We start from the raw sequence: 18,606 nt of genomic DNA, 5'->3' as shown, positions 1-18,606 counted from the left end.
CCGTGTATTCCACTGCTATGTAACATGATTACGCTCAATTTATCTGTACTTGAACAATAACTTTCAACCCTTTCAATACTCATTTCCCCTAGATTTTTCATATAATATATAGTTATTTATCTATAATCTTCCCTATGAAAAAGAGAACGTTTTCTTACTTTTTCCTGATAAATCAATTAAGAAATGTAAGACTATACAAATGAGAATGAAAAGGAACATTTGTTCTTATTTTAACAAATATTCTCCCTCCTGTCCACACGATTTCTAAAGTAAATTATTTTTTTCTGACATTTCTTTCTTTTTTATTTTTTATCTCATACAATAAACATACAGACAGGCAAAGGGGGAGTTTGCAAATGATTGCTTTTTTTGTTGATTTTATTACGGTTGCTGCCCTCATCATCGGAATAACAGCATTGATTGGTGTCATTACAAATAGCATTGGCGAAAAGCTCTTTGGCGGAAAAGAAAAAATGAAGTTTGTTAACAAAAGTTTGGATGTACAATCCGGCTGGAATCAAGTTGGCGGAAAAGGCATTTATAAGAAACGCACGTATTAAAAAAAGCAGGTGGTTAGCCTGCTTTTTTTATTTCCCTACGGATGCCCATTTGAAGCTCACATCAGGGCCATATTTATGGTTGTACATATCTTTAATTGTTTCTCTTTGTAAGTATGCTCTACCACGTTGGTATACTGGAACAATCGCAGCGTCATCAAGTAACATTTTTTCTGCCTCAAGTAAGTTTTTCCAGCGAGCATTTACATCGCTTCCATCTTTTTTCGCTTTCATAATGATTTCATCGTATTTCGGATTAGAGTACTTCATCTTATTTTGTGACCCATCTGTTACAAACATATCAAGATATGTGATCGGATCTGGGAAGTCTGCCCCCCATCCAGAGAATGACATGACATAATCACCCGCATCTTCTAATTTCAACTTTTGTGCGAATGGTTGTTGTTTAATTTTCACTGTTAAGCCTGGTAAATTCTTTTCCAGTTCACCTTTTAAATATTCACCAGTTTTCTTAGATAATTCAACATCTTCATTTAATAACTCTAATTCAATTTCATTTTTTCCAAGCTCTTTTGTACCAGCTTCCCAATATTTTTTTGCTTCTTTCACATTTGGTTTTACAATATCACCATTTTCAGCACGGAAATCCTTTTTATCCGGACCTTTAATGAAGTTATCAGGAATTAATCCTGTTGCTGGCTTAGAACCGTTATTTAATAATGTATCAACGAACGGCTTACGATCAAAAGCAAGGGAAATTGCTTTACGAATATTTTTATTTGCTAAAGCTGGATCTTTTTGATTTAAGCGTAGGAAAAATACAGATGTCTCTTCTACTGTTTTGAAATCTGGTTTTCCTTTATATTTATCGATGAACTCTGCTAATAACGTCGCTCGATCGATTGCATTTGTTTCATATAAGTTAATTGGCGTAGATGTATCTTTTACAATATTAAAGTTTACTTCTTCAAGCTTCACTTCTTTATTGTCCCAATATGATGAGCTCTTTGTCATTTTAAAACTGCGTTCATGTTGCCAATCACTTAATGTAAATGGTCCGTTGTAAAGCGTTGTGTTCGCTTCCAAACCAAACTTCGCACCTTGCTCTTTCACAAATTTCTCATTTACAGGATAAAAGATTGGATATACCATTAAATCTACAAGATATGGAATAGAATTGTCTAATTCTACTTCTAATGTGTAATCATCAATTGCTTTTACACCTAATTGATCAGGACTCATCTCTTTTTTATTAATTTTCTCTGCATTTTTTATATCATACATAATGTATGCTGATTTCGCAGCTGTGTCTGGGTTGATTGCTCTTTGCCATGCGTATACAAAATCTTTCGCCGTTAAAGGCTCACCGTTTGACCATTTCGCGTCTTCACGTAATTTAAATGTATATTTTTTACCGTCTTCTGACTTTTTAAATTCTTTTGCTACACCTGGAACTAACTTATCATCTTTTCCAAGGCGGTATAGACCTTCCATCGTGTTGTTCATTACTTTTGAAGAAACTGCGTCAGCTGATAATGCTGGGTCCATCGTTGGAATTTCTTGTGTTTCAATTAAATTAAGAACTTGCTTCGCACCGCTTTTCCCGCTATCCCCTTTTGCGTTTGCTTGCGGTTCATCTTTTTGGTAGCTACATGCCCCTAATATCATGCTCATTGCTACTGTTGATACTACAAAAACTGGTATCTTTTTTTTCATACTTCCACCCTCCAAAAAATGTTAGCCCTTTCATTTTCAAACAGAAAGAAATATATATATGTTCTAATAATTCATATTATACACACAAATATATTTTTTGTATATTTATATTTCTATTTCATTAAAATTTTGTGTTAAAAAATATATCTTTGTAAACGTTTTATATTGTCTATTTTCCTTACTAAAGTGCCAAAAATAATTATTTTTATATTCTTCTAAATTATCAGAGAAAAATAAATTTTATATTTTATAATATTTTATGTATAATTATCCCACCCTTTTCAACATAAAATAGCAGGCCCTTCATATTAAAAATATATAGGCTAAAATGAGTGCAAAGGATAAGAAAGTATGTTACGATACATTTTGCTAAAAATAGATATCGGTAAAGAGGGGACGGACATGACAGCAATTCAGGCAAAAAATGGGCCGACAGAGAAATTAAGTTTATTCTTATTAACATGGCCTATTTTTCTAGAAGTTTTTCTTTTTATGTTGATGGGGATCGCTGATACTTTCATGTTAAGTGCATTATCAGACGATGCTGTATCTGGGGTTGGTGCAGCGAATCAATATCTCCATATTGCGATTTTGGTATTAGAAGTCATCGGGAACGGCGCTGCTATCGTTGTATCTCAATACCTCGGTTCCAGACGCTTTATGGAAGCATCTAAAATATCAGCATTAGCCGTCACATTAAATTTAATAGTTGGGCTCGTTATAAGCGCTGGTTTTCTTTTATTTTCGGAACATATGATGCTCGCAATGAACTTACAAGGCGATGTACTAACGTATGCGCAAAACTACTTATCTATCGTCGGAGGGGCAATCTTCCTGCAAGCTATCATTAACTCATTAGCCGCAATTATCCGTGTACACGGTTTTACAAAGCAAGCGATGTTTATTTCACTCGGAATGAATATTATTCATATCGCTGGAAACTACGTACTCATTTTCGGGAAATTTGGTTTCCCTGAGCTCGGTGTACAAGGGGCTGCAATTTCTTCCGCTATCAGTCGATTGATCGCACTTATTGTTTTCTTCTGGTTACTATATCGCGTTATGGAATATCGTGTGAAATTACAATATTACTTCACTTTATCCAAAGAATACATTGGAAAAATTTTAAAAATCGGCATTCCATCTGCATTTGAACAAGTGATGTATCAAGCTTGTCAAATCGTCTTCCTTTATTACGCAACGTACTTAGGAACGGAATCATTAGCTGCTAGACAATACGCTACTAACATTTCCATGTTCACTTATTTATTTGCAATTGCGATTGGTATGGGAACAGCCATTATTATTGGCCGCCTTGTTGGTGGTGGCGAAAAGGATGAAGCATACGAACGTTTGTGGAAAAGTGTAAAATGGGCGATTGGTGTAACTTTATGTATGGTCGCTCTCGTTATTACATTCCGTACACAATTAATGGGACTGTTTACAGATAATCCGCACATTATCAGGTTAGGCGCAAGTGTTCTTTTACTAAGTGTACTACTTGAAACGGGACGTACGATGAACATCGTCATCATTAATTCGCTTCGTGCAGCTGGTGATGCAAAATATCCTGTTTTAATCGGTGCATTTTCTATGGTGTTAATGAGTTTACCACTAGGTTACTTTTTCGCCTTTCATTTAGATATGGGGCTCGTGGGTATTTGGCTAGCGATCGCCATCGACGAATGGACACGTGCCATTATTATGTTCTTCCGCTGGAAAAGTAGAGCTTGGGAACGTTACGCACTAGTTAAACCTGAAGAACAAGAAGAGAGTATTTCTGTTCAAGTTTAGTAATTTTATATAGTAGAAAAAAGAGCCCTCCTTCCGCAATGGAAGAATGGCTCTTTTTTATTGATAGATTTCTTTATATTTCTTATACTCTGCTTCAGAACATAGTACGAAATGTCCTGGACGAATTTCACGCATTGTTGGCACTTCGCTACCGTAATCATGCTGCGATGGATCGTATACGATACGTTTACGATTACGCTCATAATCTGGATCTGGTAGCGGAATTGCTGATAATAGTGATTTCGTATATGGATGAACTGGATTCGCATATAACTCTTCACTTGTTGTCAGTTCTACAATTTGACCACGGTACATTACGCCGATGCGGTCACTAATGTATTTTACCATCGATAAATCATGGGCAATGAATAAGTATGTTAACCCTTTTTCTTTTTGTAACTTTTTCAGTAAGTTTACAACTTGCGCCTGAATCGATACGTCAAGTGCTGAGATCGGCTCATCGGCAATGATAAATTCTGGTTCTACAGCAAGCGCTCGAGCGATACCGATACGCTGACGTTGTCCACCTGAGAATTCGTGTGGGAAACGGTTTGCGTGCTCTTTATTTAAACCAACTGTGTTTAGTAGTTCATGAACACGGTCCATGCGCTCTTTTTTACTTTTCGCTAATCCGTGAATATCAATACCTTCTGCGATAATATCCCCTACTGTCATACGAGGATTTAGTGATGCGTATGGATCTTGGAAAATCATTTGCATTTTACGGTTGAATTTCTTCAATTCTGTGCGTGATTTCTTACCATGTACGTTTTCACCATCGAATAATACTTCACCAGCAGTTGCATCATATAAACGAATAATCGTTCTTCCAGTTGTTGATTTACCACAACCTGATTCTCCTACAAGACCAAATGTTTCTCCGCGGTAAATATCAAATGAAATATCATTAACCGCTTTGACAACACCACCACTCACGTCGAAGTGCTGCTTTACATTTTTTACTTCAATTAATTTCTCACGTTGTTTAGTCATGTTGTTCACCTGCTTTCATTTGAAGAATACGTTTTTCAACAACTGCCGGCGGTTTTACTTCTGGAGCTTGCTCGTGAAGTAACCAAGTTGCCGCATAGTGTGTATCACTTACTTTAAATAAAGGCGGTTCCATTTCAAAATCAATTTTCAGCGCCTGTGGGTTACGTGGTGCAAAAGCATCACCCTTTGGCGGCTTCAATAAATCCGGAGGCGTTCCAGGAATTGCGTATAACTCTTCCTCTGAACCATCTAAACTTGGCATAGATGCGATTAAGCCCCAAGTATATGGATGTTTCGGATTATAGAAAATTTCATCTACAGTTCCAATTTCAACAACTTTACCAGCATACATAACTGCCACTCGGTCAGCAACGTTTGCTACTACACCTAAGTCATGCGTAATGAAAATAATTGCCGCTTCTGTTTTTTGCTGAATGTCTTTCATAAGTTCTAAAATTTGTGCCTGAATCGTAACGTCTAGCGCTGTTGTCGGCTCATCGGCAATTAATAATTTCGGGTTACAAGCTAACGCCATCGCAATAACTACACGCTGTCTCATACCACCTGAGAATTGGTGAGGATATTGTTTTAAACGTGCTTCTGGATTTGGAATACCTACAAGGTCGATTAATTCTAACGCAACTTTACGTGCGTCTCCTCTACTCATCCCTTGGTGTTTAATAAGACCTTCCATAATTTGATTCCCAATTGTCATCGTTGGATTTAATGATGTCATTGGATCTTGGAAAATCATCGCGATATCTTTACCACGAACTTGCTGCATTTCTTTTTCCGTTAATTTCGTTAAATCACGACCGTCAAATACAATCTCTCCATTTTTAATACGGCCTGGAGGATTTGGGATTAACCCCATTAGCGCTTTAGAAGTAACTGATTTCCCAGAACCAGACTCTCCTACAATCGCTAATGTTTCCCCTTTTTTCAAATCAAAAGTAACTCCGCGCACTGCTTGTACTTCACCTGCATGTGTATCAAAGGAGACTTGTAAATCTTTTACCTCTAACAATGTTTTCATTTTTACTTCTCCCTCCTCATTTACTTACGCATTTTTGGATCTAACGCATCGCGTAATCCATCTGCCATTAAGTTGAATGCTAGAATTAACATACTGATGACAACCGCAGGGATGAACATCATGTGTGGATACGTTTGAATAGATTTATAACCATCATTTACAAGAGAACCAAGTGACGCGAATGGTGGCTGAATTCCTAAACCAATGAAACTTAAGAACGCTTCACCAAACACCGCTGATGGAATTGTGAACATTGTCATTACGATAATAGGTCCCATTACGTTTGGAATTAAATGTTTCACAATTAATTGTGTATTTGTTGCACCTAATGTACGAGATGCTAATACATATTCTTGGTTTTTTAACTTTAGGATTTGTCCACGAACAATCCGCGACATCCCTATCCAACCCGTAATCGCCATCGCGAGTGTAATTGACCAAATACCAGATCCCATAATGATTACCATTAAAATAACGATGATTAAGTATGGAATACCGTTAATAATCTCCATAATACGTTGCATAATATTATCTACTCTACCGCCGTAGAATGCTGAAATACCTCCGTATGCAACCCCAATTACTAAGTCAATTGCTGCTGCTAAAAGAGCGATATATAATGATACGCGTGTACCTTCCCATGTTCTTGTCCATAAGTCACGGCCAAGATCATCTGTACCAAACCAGAAGTACTCTTTAATATCACGTTTTTCATATTGGTCAACACCATATTGATCTGTACCGTCAAATGGTAACCAATGAACATTTTCAATAACTGGAATTTTTGGTGGTAATTTCGCACGACCTAAATCTTGCTCTTTATACGAGTGTTTACTTACCATCGGTCCAAAAATCGCTAATAGCGCAATGATTACTAATAATACAAGGCCAAGCATCGCACCTTTATGTTGGAACAAACGTCTTCTTACATCTTGCCAAAACGTTAAGCTTGGACGGGCAATGACTTCATTATCAACATTATTTTGATTGGCTTGTTGAAATAAATCTGGAGATAATTTTTGTACATCTTTCATCATTTTTTCCCTCCCGCTAAACGAATACGAGGATCAATAATTCCGTATAAAATATCGACAATGAAAATAACTAAAATGAAGATTGCACTATAGAAAATCGTAGTTCCCATAATAACTGTATAGTCATTTAAAGTAATCGATTTAACGAATTGTTCCCCAAGTCCTGGTACAGCATAAATTTGCTCGATAACAAGTGTTCCTGTAATTAATGCCGCAACCATTGGTCCTAAAATTGTTACAACTGGAATTAACGCGTTACGAAGTGCGTGTTTTACAATGATAACGCCTTGACTAATTCCTTTTGCTTTCGCTGTTAAAATATAGTCTGACTGCATAACTTCAATTAATTCTGCACGAGAGAAACGTGCGATTGTTGCGATAACTCCCATCGATAATGCAATTGTAGGCATTACAGTAAACTCTGGTCCTTTCCAGAATGCTACCGGGAACCAACCAAGTTTTACCCCTACGAAATATTGTAGTAATGCGGCGAATACGAATGATGGTACCGACATTCCGAGTACCGAAATAACTGTTGCACTATAATCCACCCACGTATTATTACGAAGTGCGGCAACAATACCTAAAATTAAACCGATAAATGTCCCTAATATAATCGCTTGTAAACCTAATTGGGCTGATGGTCCAATACGATCCACAATCATGTCTGTTACTGGGCGGTTATCATATTGGAATGATACCCCTAAATCACCTTTTGCTAAGTTACCTAAGTAACGTGCGTATTGAACTGGTACCGGATCATTTAATCCGTATTTTTCAAGAATGATTTCTTTTTGTGCCGGTGATAGCTTCTCCTGGTTTTTAAGCGGAGAACCCGGAAGTAATTTCATCAAAAAGAAAGTCAGTGTAGTAATTAAAAATAATGTCAAAGCCATGTACACGAAACGTTTTAATACATAACGTCCCATAGTCAAGCACCTCCCCGTTTTTCTCAAAAGCAATAAGATAGTTTAAAATATTCTTACTTTTATTTTTTTAAAATAAGAGCATATGCCCATCATAGGCATATACCCTTGTAAACGATGGAAAAAAAAGATTATTTTTGTTCAACAGATGCCCATTTGTAAGTTAATTTACCACCATAGTTAATTGGGATAATATCTTTTACGGCACCTTTTACTACATACGCTGAACCTTTTTGGAAGATTGGAGTGATAACTGCATCTTCTTTAATTAACATCTTCTCTACTTCTAGAAGGTTGTTCCAGCGAGCTTGTAAATCTTTTGTATCTGTTTTAGCTTTTAGGATTAACTCATCATACTTCTGATTAGAATACCCTGTTTTATTTTGAGAACCATTCGTAACAAACATATCTAAATATGAGATTGGATCTGGGAAATCTGGTCCCCAAATACCAAACGCAATATCATATTGCTGAGAATCTTCTAATTTATTTTTTTGTGCGAATGGTTGCTGTTTAATTTTAATTGATAAACCTGGTAAGTTCTTTTCTATCTCACCTTTTAAGAATTCACCAACTTTTTTAGCATCTTCATTATCAAAGTTTAAGAATTCTAGTTCGATTTTATCAGTTCCAAGCTCTTTCTTCGCTGTTTCCCAAAGCTTTTTCGCTTCTTTTGGATTTGTTTCAACTAGCTTTCCATTTTCAGCTCGGAAATCTTTTTTATTCGGACCTTCAGCGAAATCTTTTCCAACAAATCCGTAAGCTCCAATTGCACCGTTATTTAAAATAACTTTCGCAATGTTATCACGGTCAAAGGACATTGAAATTGCTTTTCTTAAGTTTTTATTACTTAAGTACTGATTACTTTGATTAAATCTTAAGTAAGCAACCCCTGCTTCTTTTCTTGTTTGGAACTCTGGGCTTTGTCTAAACTTATCAACAAATTCAGACGTTAAAGCCGCACGATCAATCGCGTTTGTCTCATATAAATTTACATCAGTTGCTGTATTTTTTACAATATTAAAGTTGATTTCTTCGATTTTAACCGTTTTATTATCCCAATATGAAGGATTCTTCTTGAATTGGAAACTTTGTTCATGTTTCCAATCACTCATAACGAATGGACCGTTATATAATGTTGTATTTGCCTCTAAACCAAACTTATCACCTTGTGCTTTTACAAAGTTTTCATTTAGCGGGTAAAATACTGGATAAACTGTTAAATCGATAAAGTAAGGAACGGGATTGTCTAATTCCACTTCTAATGTATAATCATCAATCGCTTTTACACCTAATTGGTCAGCAGGTAATTCTTTTTTATGAATTTTCTCTGCATTTTTAATATCGAACATAATGTACGAATACGTTGCTTTTGTATCTGGATTTACGGCTCTTTTCCATGAATACACAAAGTCTTTAGCTGTTACAGGTTCCCCATTTGACCATTTCGCATCTTTTCTTAATTTAAATATGTATTTCTTCCCATCATCTAGCTTTTCGACATCTTCTGCAACGCCAGGCATTCTCTTTTGATCTTTGCCAATACGATATAAACCTTCCATCGTATTATTTAATGCTGTAGAAGATGAAGAGTCAGATGCTAATGATGCATCCATTGACGGAATTTCAGATAACTCTGTTAAATTAAGAATCTGTTTTCCGTTACTACTACTCGTAGCGTTCTCTTTCCCTTTTGCTTTTGCATCATCTTTTTGGTAGCTACACGCGCCAAGCAACATACTTGCAGTTAAAGTTGATGCAAGTAATAACGGTATCTTTTTCTTCATGTTGTGTTGCCTCCCCTAATTGCACTTCCTGTACCCTCACTTGTTAAAAAGTAGAATTGAAAGAATAATCTCCAAGTTTCTACAATTTTCATTATACATATAATACGACGATTGTGAATATAGTTTTTTGTTTTTTTGTTAAAATTTTTAATAAAATGTTTATATTTTTAATTTTTCGTAAAGGGATACGTTAACATTGCTACCATCATCTTAAAATCAGACCTTTAATTGTGTATAATTTTCAAAAAATTATTTCTAGTACTTATTATAGCTTTTATAGTATAATAATTCTAGTAATATTTTGACGGAGGGGAATATTTTGAATAAAGTTTTTTTTCATACTTGTATACTAATTTTTATAGCGATGATTGCTTCTAGTATTGGTGCATTCCTCATTTCATCTCAATTTTTGTTGAACTTTGTCAACATCTCGTTTTATATCGCGCTATTTTTTATTCTGATAGGTGGTTTTTTATTCATATTTCAAAATGGATTTTTCAATGTAACTCTTTACGCTTTCCAGAGAGTATTTGGCACGAACAAAAAGATTGACTCTTTAATTGAAGAAGTCGAGGAACCTACAGATAAGAAAGAACGTATTTATAAAACATATTCATTCAAATGGACATATCCAATTTGTATTACAGGTATCGTTCTTGGGTTGTTCTCGACCCTCATTAGCTTTACTATTTTGATGTAGTTTGCAAACACTATCCCATATGATATAATAATCAGCAAAACATTTTGTTATAAAACTTTAGTTCTTTCATATTAAAAGAGCTCAAGTAACAATAAATAAATTTATATGTATGCGATGATAAAGAAGAGTACATATTGATGCAATTTCAGAGAGCTTGTGGTCGGTGTGAACAAGTAATTGTACAGTATGGAATGGGCTTTTGAGCACCAAACCGAACCGAAAGTAGTAGGCCTTGGCGTTATATCCAGACGTTACTATGGATTAGAGAGATTTCACAGTAGTGAAATAATTAGGGTGGTACCGCGGTCCATTCGTCCCTATAGTTTTTTGGGATGAATGGGCTTTTTTGTTTGCCTTCTCTTCCCTATCACGCATTCAAATTTAGGAGGAAATAATTATGTCAGTTATCTTTTCTGGTATTCAGCCAAGCGGAACGATTACACTTGGAAACTATTTAGGGGCTATGAAGCAATTTACAGAGCTTCAAAACGAACACGATTGCTATTTCTGTATTGTAAACCAACATGCCATTACAGTACCTCAAGATCCTATACAACTTCGCAAAAACATTCGTAGTCTTGCTGCACTTTATGTAGCATGCGGCATCGATCCTGAAAAAGCTACTTTATTTGTACAATCAGAAGTACCTGCACACGCTCAACTAGGATGGATCATGCAATCTGTTGCTTACGTTGGAGAATTAGAGCGTATGACACAATATAAAGATAAAGCTTCAGGTAGAGATTCAGTTCCAGCTGGATTACTTACGTATCCACCATTAATGGCTGCTGATATTTTACTTTATAACACAGAAATCGTACCTGTTGGTGATGACCAAAAACAACATATGGAATTAACACGTGATCTAGCAGAGCGTTTCAACAAACGCTTCCGTGAAGTGTTCATAGTTCCTGAAATTCGTATTCCAAAAGTAGGAGCTCGCGTTATGTCATTAACCGAACCTACGAAAAAAATGAGTAAATCTGATCCGAATCCAAAATCAATGATCAGTATGCTTGATGAACCAAAAACAATTGAAAAGAAAATTAAAAGTGCTGTAACAGATTCAGAAGGTATCGTGAAATTCGATAAAGAAAATAAACCTGGAATCTCTAACCTATTAACAATTTACTCTTCATTCTCAGGAAAAACAGTTGAAGAGATAGAAGCAATGTACGAAGGAAAAGGATACGGCGACTTCAAAGGCGACTTAGCACAAGTAGTCGTAGAAGCAATTCGCCCAATCCAAGACAAATATAACGAACTAATCAGCTCCCCAGAACTAGACGAAATTCTAGACAAAGGTGCCGAAAAAGCAAACCGCGTTGCATTCAAACAACTACGCAAAGTAGAAAACGCAATGGGACTAAGCAGAAAACGTAGGTAACATAAAAAGCGGAGGCGACTGCTTAGCCCTGACGGCTAAAGTTCTTTCCCACAGAAGGTGCTTTTTACCTTCTCGTGGGGAAGGTTCTTAGACGCGAAGGGCTAGGAGCCGGAGCTAAATTACATATAAAGTGGAAGCGGCTCGTTTAGAATGTGAGGGGGATGGAGCTCCTGACGTAAAGGCGCTTTTTGCCTCGCAGGAAGGCGCGAAGCCACCGAACATTCTTGCCGCTGGAGCTGGATTTCACCAAATTAAAAAACCGCCAATTGGCGGTTTTTTAATTTACCTTTTGCTCATTTTCCATTTCCCATAACTTTTCAAAAAACGGCTGTCCTTTTACAAGGCGCTCGCATAATTGTTCGTGCTTCTCAGACCAGCCTGATTTCGCTTCATCATATAGTCTTGCCCAAATATCTTCAAATTCCATATGTTGGACCGTTCCATATGCTGACGGATCCCACTCTGTGTACCAATAGCGAATTTCCGCTGTATTTTTCGTTGTATGTAATTGATCTAACGCCATAAATAATAATTGTTTTAGTTGTCTTTCTTTACGAGTCAAGCCATTCATAATGAAAGGCGATGGTGATAAAATGTGGTGTTCTTTTTCTGTTTCTTCTACTTGGAACTCATACTTTTCTGCTTGTACGTTTTCTACCATCTCATATACCATCTGCTCTTGCCGTGGTATAAGTCTGCTTTTACGAATAGGTACATTGTAACCAATTGTATCAATCGCAATAATTCCTTTTCCATCTGTAACAACAAAGCAATACTCTTGCTGCAAACGTTCATGATTTTTACGAATATAAGCCTTATGATGTACGTCTTCCAACAATTTTTGCGGAAGCTCTAACAATTCGTCCTCGATGTAATGATATAATGTGGCATCTACTTTTAATAATGGCACTTGATCTAATAGCTCAATCGTATCATCTTTCCGCCATTCGTAAAAATGACAAACGTTATACCCATTCTCTTCACCTTCAAACCAATTTACCCATACATCATGTAGATATAACATTCACTACCCCTCACTTCACTACTGTTTGTATCAATCATTATGTTCAATTTTTCTTAACTTTATTCCACCTAAGGAAATATATTCTAATTATTATTTTTTCTTCTATTAATACTAAAAAAACAGGAAATAGAGCTCCTGTTTTTTTATATATGAAATGTATTTGCTTTATTCAATATTTCTTTTGCATCTATAGATAATAAAGAAAGTGTATCTTCTCCTTCCAATGTTACACAATCTTTGACAATATGAAATCCAAGCGCATAGCCAAGCATCTTTGGATAAGAGTGAAATCCATTTAATAAGATGTCGTGCTCCCTTGTTCCTCGTTTTATACTTATTCTTTCATGTACAACATTTTTCCAATAATAAATAGCCTCTTCTTTTGAAAGATACATCGTCCACGGTGCATTGTTTTTTTCTGAATATCTTTCCGTTACCGCTTGCTCAGCTAGCCCTTCCATAATCATCGTATCAAGTAATGTATATTCTGTTTCTTTCGTCTCAATTTGATGTAACCTGCATATGTGATGATATTCATGCGCCAATAACACCTTTAATTCTTCCACCGAATTCCGTCCACATACAAATAAGAAAATAACATGACGCATAGATAATCCAGCCCTACCGTTATACTCTTCTTGTACAGTTCGATTATAGGAATCTGATAATAAAATAAAGACAGGGACATCCGGACCTTTCAACCAATTTTTCAATTTATCATACTCCAAGCTCAACTCTTTCCAAATTTCCTTTTCCTCTAATTCTTTAATTTCCTTTTCCCCATGCATGACCGGACGATACATCCCTTTTGAAATTAAAAAGCGATACAACCTTTCTTTTGGCAACGGAATATACTTCGTAAATTTCTCACAAAGTTTTTCTGGCCGTCCATAATATAAATGTAGCCATTCAGCTGTTTCAATAACCCCCATCTTTATCCCTCCTTTTTTCTTATGTATATGCTACAAGAGAAAAAGACGTAAAAATAAATAAGGAGTTTTTTCGTAATATGCTACGAAAAAACTCCTTATTTCATCTATTATTTATACGATTTAAATACTAATACTGCGTTATGACCACCGAATCCTAGTGAGTTACTTAATACTGCATTTACTTCTTGTTGTCTCGCTTGATTCGGTACGTAATCTAAGTCACATTCTGGATCTGGTGTTTCATAGTTAATTGTTGGAGGGATTACTCCGTCTGTAATTGATTTAATTGAGAAGATCGCTTCAACAGCACCAGCTGCTCCTAATAAGTGACCTGTCATTGATTTCGTTGAGCTAATTGCTACTTTGTACGCGTGCTCACCGAACGTTTCTTTAATTGCCATCGTTTCATACTTTTCATTCGCATCCGTACTTGTACCGTGCGCATTAATGTAATCAATATCTTCTGGCTGTAGACCTGCATCTGCTAAAGCTTGACGCATTGCACGCACGCCGCCTTCACCACCAGGAGCCGGCATTGTAATATGGAATGCATCACCAGTTGCACCGTAACCAGCGATTTCCGCATAAATGTGAGCACCACGAGCTAATGCGTGCTCTAATTCTTCAAGAATTAAAATACCTGAACCTTCACCCATTACGAAACCGCTACGGTTTTTATCAAATGGACGGCAAGCCGTTGCTGGGTCTTCATTAAATGTTAATGCTTTCGCTGAGCTAAATCCTGCGAATGCCATACTTGTTAACGGCGCTTCAGCTCCGCCTGTTATCATTGCATCAGCATCACCACGCTGAATTGCTTTAAATGCATCACCAATTGAGTTTGCACCAGATGCACAAGCCGTTACAGAGCAAGTGTTAATTCCTTTCGCTCCTGTTGCGATTGATACTTGACCTGCTGCCATATCTGGGATCATCATCGGCACGAAGAATGGGCTCACACGGCGCGGACCTTTCTCAGTAAAAATCTTAAATTGTTCTTCGTATGTCTCCATACCGCCAATACCAGATCCAATCCATACACCAATTCGAGGTCCGTTTTCTTCTGTAATTTCAAGCTTTGCATCTGCAACTGCCATTTTCGCTGCTGCTACTGCATATTGTGTAAAGCGATCCATACGGCGCGCTTCTTTTTTATCAATATATTTCTCGACTTCAAAGTCGTTAATTTCTGCTGCTACTTTTGCTGGAAATAGTTCCGGATCAATTCTTGTAAGTCGTCCGATTCCAGATACACCTTTTTTAATGTTTTCCCACGCTGTTTCAACATCTGTACCGATCGGTGTAACAGCTCCTAGCCCTGTAATTACGACCCTCTTTTTTTCCATACAAAATACACTCCTTTTTTTCTCTCAGTCCTTATTTACCCCAACGAAGAGCAACTGCTCCCCATGTTAATCCGCCGCCAAAACCAACAAGTATAATTAAATCACCATCTTGAATACGTCCATTTTGCAATTCCTCTACCATTGCAATTGGAATTGAAGAAGCTGATGTATTACCAAACTTTTCAATTGTCATACTCATTTTTTCTTGTGGTAAATTTAATCTCTCTCTTGCAGATTCCATAATACGAATGTTCGCTTGATGCGGTACTAAGAAATCCACATCCTCTTTCGTAAGACCAGCTTTATCCAGCACGCGAAGACAAGATTCACCAAGTTGACGAACGGCAAATTTAAACACTTCTCTGCCATTCATCATAACATACTCGTCTTGATAAAGATGCTTACCGCCACTTCCGTCTGCTCCTAATTCGAAAGATAGAACGCCTCTTCCTTCTGAAACAGCTCCCATTACGATAGCACCGGCTCCGTCTCCAAATAGTACCGCTGTATTTCGATCATTCCAGTCTACAATTTTAGATAGTTTATCACTACCAACTACTAATACATTTTTATAAGTTCCCGTTTGAATAAATTGCTGCGCTGTAATCATTCCGTACATAAAACCAGCACATGCTGCACCTACATCCATTGCAGCTGCATGTTTCGCTCCAATCGCTTCTTGAATGACACAAGCTACTGCTGGAAACGCACGATCTGGTGTTACTGTCGCCACCAAAATAAGATCGATATCTTCTCCGCTAACCCCTGCATCTTCAAGTGCTTTTTTAGCAGCCTCTACGGCCATATACGAAGTATCTATTGTATCATCGGCAATGCGTCTTTCGGCAATTCCCGTTCTCGTACGAATCCATTCATCGGATGTATCCATTATCTTCTCTAAATCGTGATTTGTGACTACTTTTTCCGGCACATATCTTCCGATCCCTAAAATGCCCACGTTCACATCGCAGCCCTCCGTTTTATATCAATTATTATGACTTGGTACTAATTTTAAAACATAAATGTATTTTTGTCTAGAATATATTTCAGCTAAAACATAAAGCTAGGCATTATTCACTTTATTGTTTATTAAAAGAAACAGAAACATACCTTACCTGTTTCTTTTGAAATATAAAAAGGCTCGAACCGCTTCTCTCGACGGTTCGAGCCTCTTTCTCCTCAAAAAGAAAGGGTTTTATTGTTGATCTGCTTTCCCAAGCTCATATGCTTCGTTCATAACTTTCATCAATAACTCTAATACTGGTTGTGCTTTCTCCATATCAAGCGCAATTCCATTATCATCTAAAATGGCCTTTGCTTCTGGTAAATGCTTCATTGCGATTTGTAAAAACTGCATGCTTTTTTCGTTCATATTATACTCTTCCTCTCCATTAAAACTTTCACATACAATAGTGTAACACGCGTGCTACCCTTCGTATAACTCTTTATATTTTTTCATGTGTGCCAGTTGCTTATTTAAACCGTATTCTAACGGAGTATTTCTTTTTATCGAAATTACCTCGATAGCCTCATCTCTTACTTCGTTATTATTTTTATTTACTTTATCATCCGCGCGTAAAAGGTTCATACCTTTTTTCCATAATGACTTTTTACCACTAAGCAAATTGTATATACCGAGATGCTGCTCGTTCATTCCATTTTCCCATAAGTATTCACATACATCTTCCACGTACAGTAGATCACTTCCGTTTTCCTCACTCGCATAATAGCACTCTTTCTCATCCAGTTCTGATAAAATGAGCTGATGATACATCATAAAAGACGGTTGCCACGGTCCATATAATGTAGGAACTCGAAATACACTATATTGTAAATCCCCTTTTTTCAATCCTTCTTCTACTTTCAAAAATATGCGCTTATTTTCCGATTCATCTGTACTACCTACTTCAATAGAAGAAATTAAATTTAACTTCAATTTTTGTTCTTCACACATTCTTATAATTCGCTTTAAATATTGTAATATGACTCTTTCATTCCGAAATCCACATTGCTGATTTGGCTCATATAAGCAAAAGTAAACAGTATCGAATCTCTCTTCCTCTACTAATCTCCATCCATCTTCATCTCTTATCGAATAATACGTAAATAACGCATTTCGCCCAATTAACAATAACTTCTCTTCATTAATTTTGGTCATACTATTGAATTCATCAAAATCAAGACCATACACTTCTACTTCTTCTGCGATCATTTTATTCACAAGGTGATAACCTACAAACGTAAGTGCACCTATTATCAGCACGCGTTCCATACCACCAACCCTTTCTCCTTGAAACAAATAGCTCCTCATTTATGTATATGGGAGCTTCACAATTCTTCTTCATATTTTTTAAAGAAATCAGTCGTTTGCCTAACCATTTTATATTTCACATCTTGCAGATGGAACAAGACAGAAGTATCGCATTGATTTAATTGCCTCATTTTCTCATATTTACGCAACTGTTGTTTTCTTCCTCTTTTTTCTTGTGTTGATACGAAAACTTTGACAGGTACACAAGATGGCAGAAGCGTAAATGATTTCTTATTTATTTTTAAATCTAACTCTTCTTCTTTGGCATCATACGCCAAACTTAATTCCTTCACTAATCTTTTGTAAAAAAACTTATGCTCTTTCTCAAATTCCACATATTCTGGTAAATCTAAACATGGATTCAACATAATGACAGAACGAATACATTCAGGGTATTTGTTCATCATTTCAAGTGCTACAAGCGCACCCATACCATCTGCCATTATGTGCATTTTCGCATTTAACGTCTCTTTTCTCAAAACAACATCATATAAACGTTTTGCTAGACGAACAGATTGGTCGTTTCCCCAGTGCCTTCCGTATAAATTAGAAGAAAAGACTGTGTAGCCTTCCTCAATAAGGCCATGTAAAAAATAAGATCTTCCCGCATGCTGTGTCCATAAACTTGTACCATTCTCAATAAAGTAGTTGTAATCACCGAGGAGCATAACCGAAAATCCATTTGGCTTCTCCGGTAAATAAATGACACATGGTTCTTTTTCTAAGTAAAAAAAACGTTCCGTAATACTCATTTTTCCCCCGCCTTATTTTCTAAACATATAAAACCACTCTTTTATAATGTATGAACGGAATGCAAATTTGCGTTGAAAAATCTACAAATATTTTTCTATATTCTTTTTTCAATTGTGTTACAATAAGGACAGATTGAACGAATAGAGGTGTAAAATATGCGTTTCATTTGGGCATTAATTTGGTCGTTCTTACTTGTACATATGATGAGCTATGTAATCGGCTCTATGACTGGCGGTACATACGACTTTAACCAAGCGTCTATTTTCTCAGTTGTTCTTGCTGTATTAGTACTAGCGATTTCAGCTGCAATTCCAAACGAGCCAGTAGAACAACACTAAAAAAAGAGTCC

Annotated in this window: 18 protein-coding genes and 1 other annotated feature; of the genes, 5 read left to right on the top strand and 13 right to left on the bottom strand. The window is 36.5% G+C overall.

Annotated features, from left to right (window positions below):
• Positions 1–356: 356 nt before the first annotated feature.
• Entirely contained in the window at positions 357–560 is a 204-nt protein-coding gene (locus tag CN409_RS11655; protein ID WP_000559983.1) for a hypothetical protein, read from the top strand.
• Positions 561–587: 27 nt separating this feature from the next.
• Here the strand turns inward: CN409_RS11655 and CN409_RS11650 are convergent, their stop codons facing one another.
• Positions 588–2,234 (bottom strand): peptide ABC transporter substrate-binding protein, encoded by a 1,647-nt coding sequence (locus tag CN409_RS11650; protein ID WP_000727253.1) that lies wholly within the window; start codon positions 2,232–2,234, stop codon positions 588–590.
• A 351-nt stretch (positions 2,235–2,585) separates the two neighbouring features.
• Between CN409_RS11650 and CN409_RS11645 the strand changes: the two genes are divergently transcribed.
• Positions 2,586–4,028, top strand: coding sequence for an MATE family efflux transporter (locus tag CN409_RS11645; protein ID WP_002083070.1), 1,443 nt, complete (start codon positions 2,586–2,588; stop codon positions 4,026–4,028).
• A gap of 57 nt (positions 4,029–4,085) precedes the next feature.
• On the opposite strand, the gene CN409_RS11640 is transcribed toward CN409_RS11645, so the two are convergent.
• The 5 genes from CN409_RS11640 to CN409_RS11620 all read right to left on the bottom strand — a co-directional run bounded on the left by CN409_RS11640 (position 4,086) and on the right by CN409_RS11620 (position 9,804).
• Positions 4,086–5,021 (bottom strand): ABC transporter ATP-binding protein, encoded by a 936-nt coding sequence (locus tag CN409_RS11640; protein ID WP_000166354.1) that lies wholly within the window; start codon positions 5,019–5,021, stop codon positions 4,086–4,088.
• On the bottom strand, positions 5,014–6,057 hold the full coding sequence (locus tag CN409_RS11635) for an ABC transporter ATP-binding protein (RefSeq protein WP_000854341.1): 1,044 nt from the start codon (positions 6,055–6,057) through the stop codon (positions 5,014–5,016). Before CN409_RS11635 ends, CN409_RS11640 begins: the two co-directional genes overlap by 8 nt.
• A gap of 20 nt (positions 6,058–6,077) precedes the next feature.
• Positions 6,078–7,094 (bottom strand): oligopeptide ABC transporter permease, encoded by a 1,017-nt coding sequence (gene opp3C / locus CN409_RS11630; protein WP_000974107.1) that lies wholly within the window; start codon positions 7,092–7,094, stop codon positions 6,078–6,080.
• On the bottom strand, positions 7,091–8,020 hold the full coding sequence (gene opp3b, locus CN409_RS11625; RefSeq protein ID WP_000534168.1) for an oligopeptide ABC transporter permease: 930 nt from the start codon (positions 8,018–8,020) through the stop codon (positions 7,091–7,093). Before opp3b ends, opp3C begins: the two co-directional genes overlap by 4 nt.
• A 128-nt stretch (positions 8,021–8,148) precedes the next feature.
• Positions 8,149–9,804: a peptide ABC transporter substrate-binding protein gene (locus CN409_RS11620; RefSeq protein WP_000727209.1), complete on the bottom strand. Its 1,656-nt coding sequence runs from the start codon at positions 9,802–9,804 to the stop codon at positions 8,149–8,151.
• A 319-nt stretch (positions 9,805–10,123) separates the two neighbouring features.
• On the opposite strand from CN409_RS11620, the gene CN409_RS11610 reads away from it, so the two are divergent.
• Both CN409_RS11610 and trpS read left to right on the top strand, forming a co-directional pair.
• Complete coding sequence (locus tag CN409_RS11610) at positions 10,124–10,504, top strand: DUF3899 domain-containing protein (RefSeq protein ID WP_001045002.1); 381 nt, start codon at positions 10,124–10,126, stop codon at positions 10,502–10,504.
• Positions 10,505–10,609: 105 nt separating this feature from the next.
• Positions 10,610–10,826 (top strand) — a binding site (T-box leader).
• A 75-nt stretch (positions 10,827–10,901) separates the two neighbouring features.
• Entirely contained in the window at positions 10,902–11,891 is a 990-nt protein-coding gene (gene trpS / locus CN409_RS11605; RefSeq protein ID WP_000110979.1) for a tryptophan--tRNA ligase, read from the top strand.
• A 277-nt stretch (positions 11,892–12,168) separates the two neighbouring features.
• Here the strand turns inward: trpS and CN409_RS11595 are convergent, their stop codons facing one another.
• The 7 genes from CN409_RS11595 to CN409_RS11560 form a co-directional block, all read right to left on the bottom strand.
• Positions 12,169–12,915, bottom strand: coding sequence for a YjbA family protein (locus tag CN409_RS11595; protein ID WP_000966119.1), 747 nt, complete (start codon positions 12,913–12,915; stop codon positions 12,169–12,171).
• Between the two features lie 143 nt (positions 12,916–13,058).
• The gene (locus tag CN409_RS11590) at positions 13,059–13,847 is read right to left on the bottom strand and encodes a DUF2268 domain-containing putative Zn-dependent protease (protein ID WP_000538198.1); all 789 of its coding nucleotides are present in this window, start codon (positions 13,845–13,847) and stop codon (positions 13,059–13,061) included.
• Positions 13,848–13,954: 107 nt separating this feature from the next.
• The gene (gene fabF, locus CN409_RS11585; RefSeq protein ID WP_000412645.1) at positions 13,955–15,193 is read right to left on the bottom strand and encodes a beta-ketoacyl-ACP synthase II; all 1,239 of its coding nucleotides are present in this window, start codon (positions 15,191–15,193) and stop codon (positions 13,955–13,957) included.
• A gap of 31 nt (positions 15,194–15,224) precedes the next feature.
• Complete coding sequence (gene fabH, locus CN409_RS11580; RefSeq protein ID WP_001100533.1) at positions 15,225–16,157, bottom strand: beta-ketoacyl-ACP synthase III; 933 nt, start codon at positions 16,155–16,157, stop codon at positions 15,225–15,227.
• A 231-nt stretch (positions 16,158–16,388) separates the two neighbouring features.
• Positions 16,389–16,565 (bottom strand): ComZ family protein, encoded by a 177-nt coding sequence (locus CN409_RS11570; RefSeq protein WP_001003335.1) that lies wholly within the window; start codon positions 16,563–16,565, stop codon positions 16,389–16,391.
• Between the two features lie 54 nt (positions 16,566–16,619).
• A complete protein-coding gene (locus CN409_RS11565) occupies positions 16,620–17,492 on the bottom strand; it encodes an NAD-dependent epimerase/dehydratase family protein (RefSeq protein ID WP_000486171.1) in 873 nt (290 codons plus the stop codon).
• 29 nt (positions 17,493–17,521) lie between these two features.
• Positions 17,522–18,256, bottom strand: coding sequence for a lipase family protein (locus tag CN409_RS11560; protein ID WP_000028706.1), 735 nt, complete (start codon positions 18,254–18,256; stop codon positions 17,522–17,524).
• Positions 18,257–18,412: 156 nt separating this feature from the next.
• Between CN409_RS11560 and CN409_RS11555 the strand changes: the two genes are divergently transcribed.
• Positions 18,413–18,595: a YjzD family protein gene (locus CN409_RS11555; RefSeq protein WP_001211116.1), complete on the top strand. Its 183-nt coding sequence runs from the start codon at positions 18,413–18,415 to the stop codon at positions 18,593–18,595.
• Positions 18,596–18,606 lie beyond the last annotated feature (11 nt).

Origin of the sequence: Bacillus sp. AFS012607 (genome assembly GCF_002558005.1) — a bacterium.
Taxonomy (GTDB): domain Bacteria; phylum Bacillota; class Bacilli; order Bacillales; family Bacillaceae_G; genus Bacillus_A; species Bacillus_A thuringiensis_S.
The sequence above is the reverse complement of the archived record's forward strand: the minus strand, read 5'-3'. Positions and strand labels throughout refer to the sequence as shown.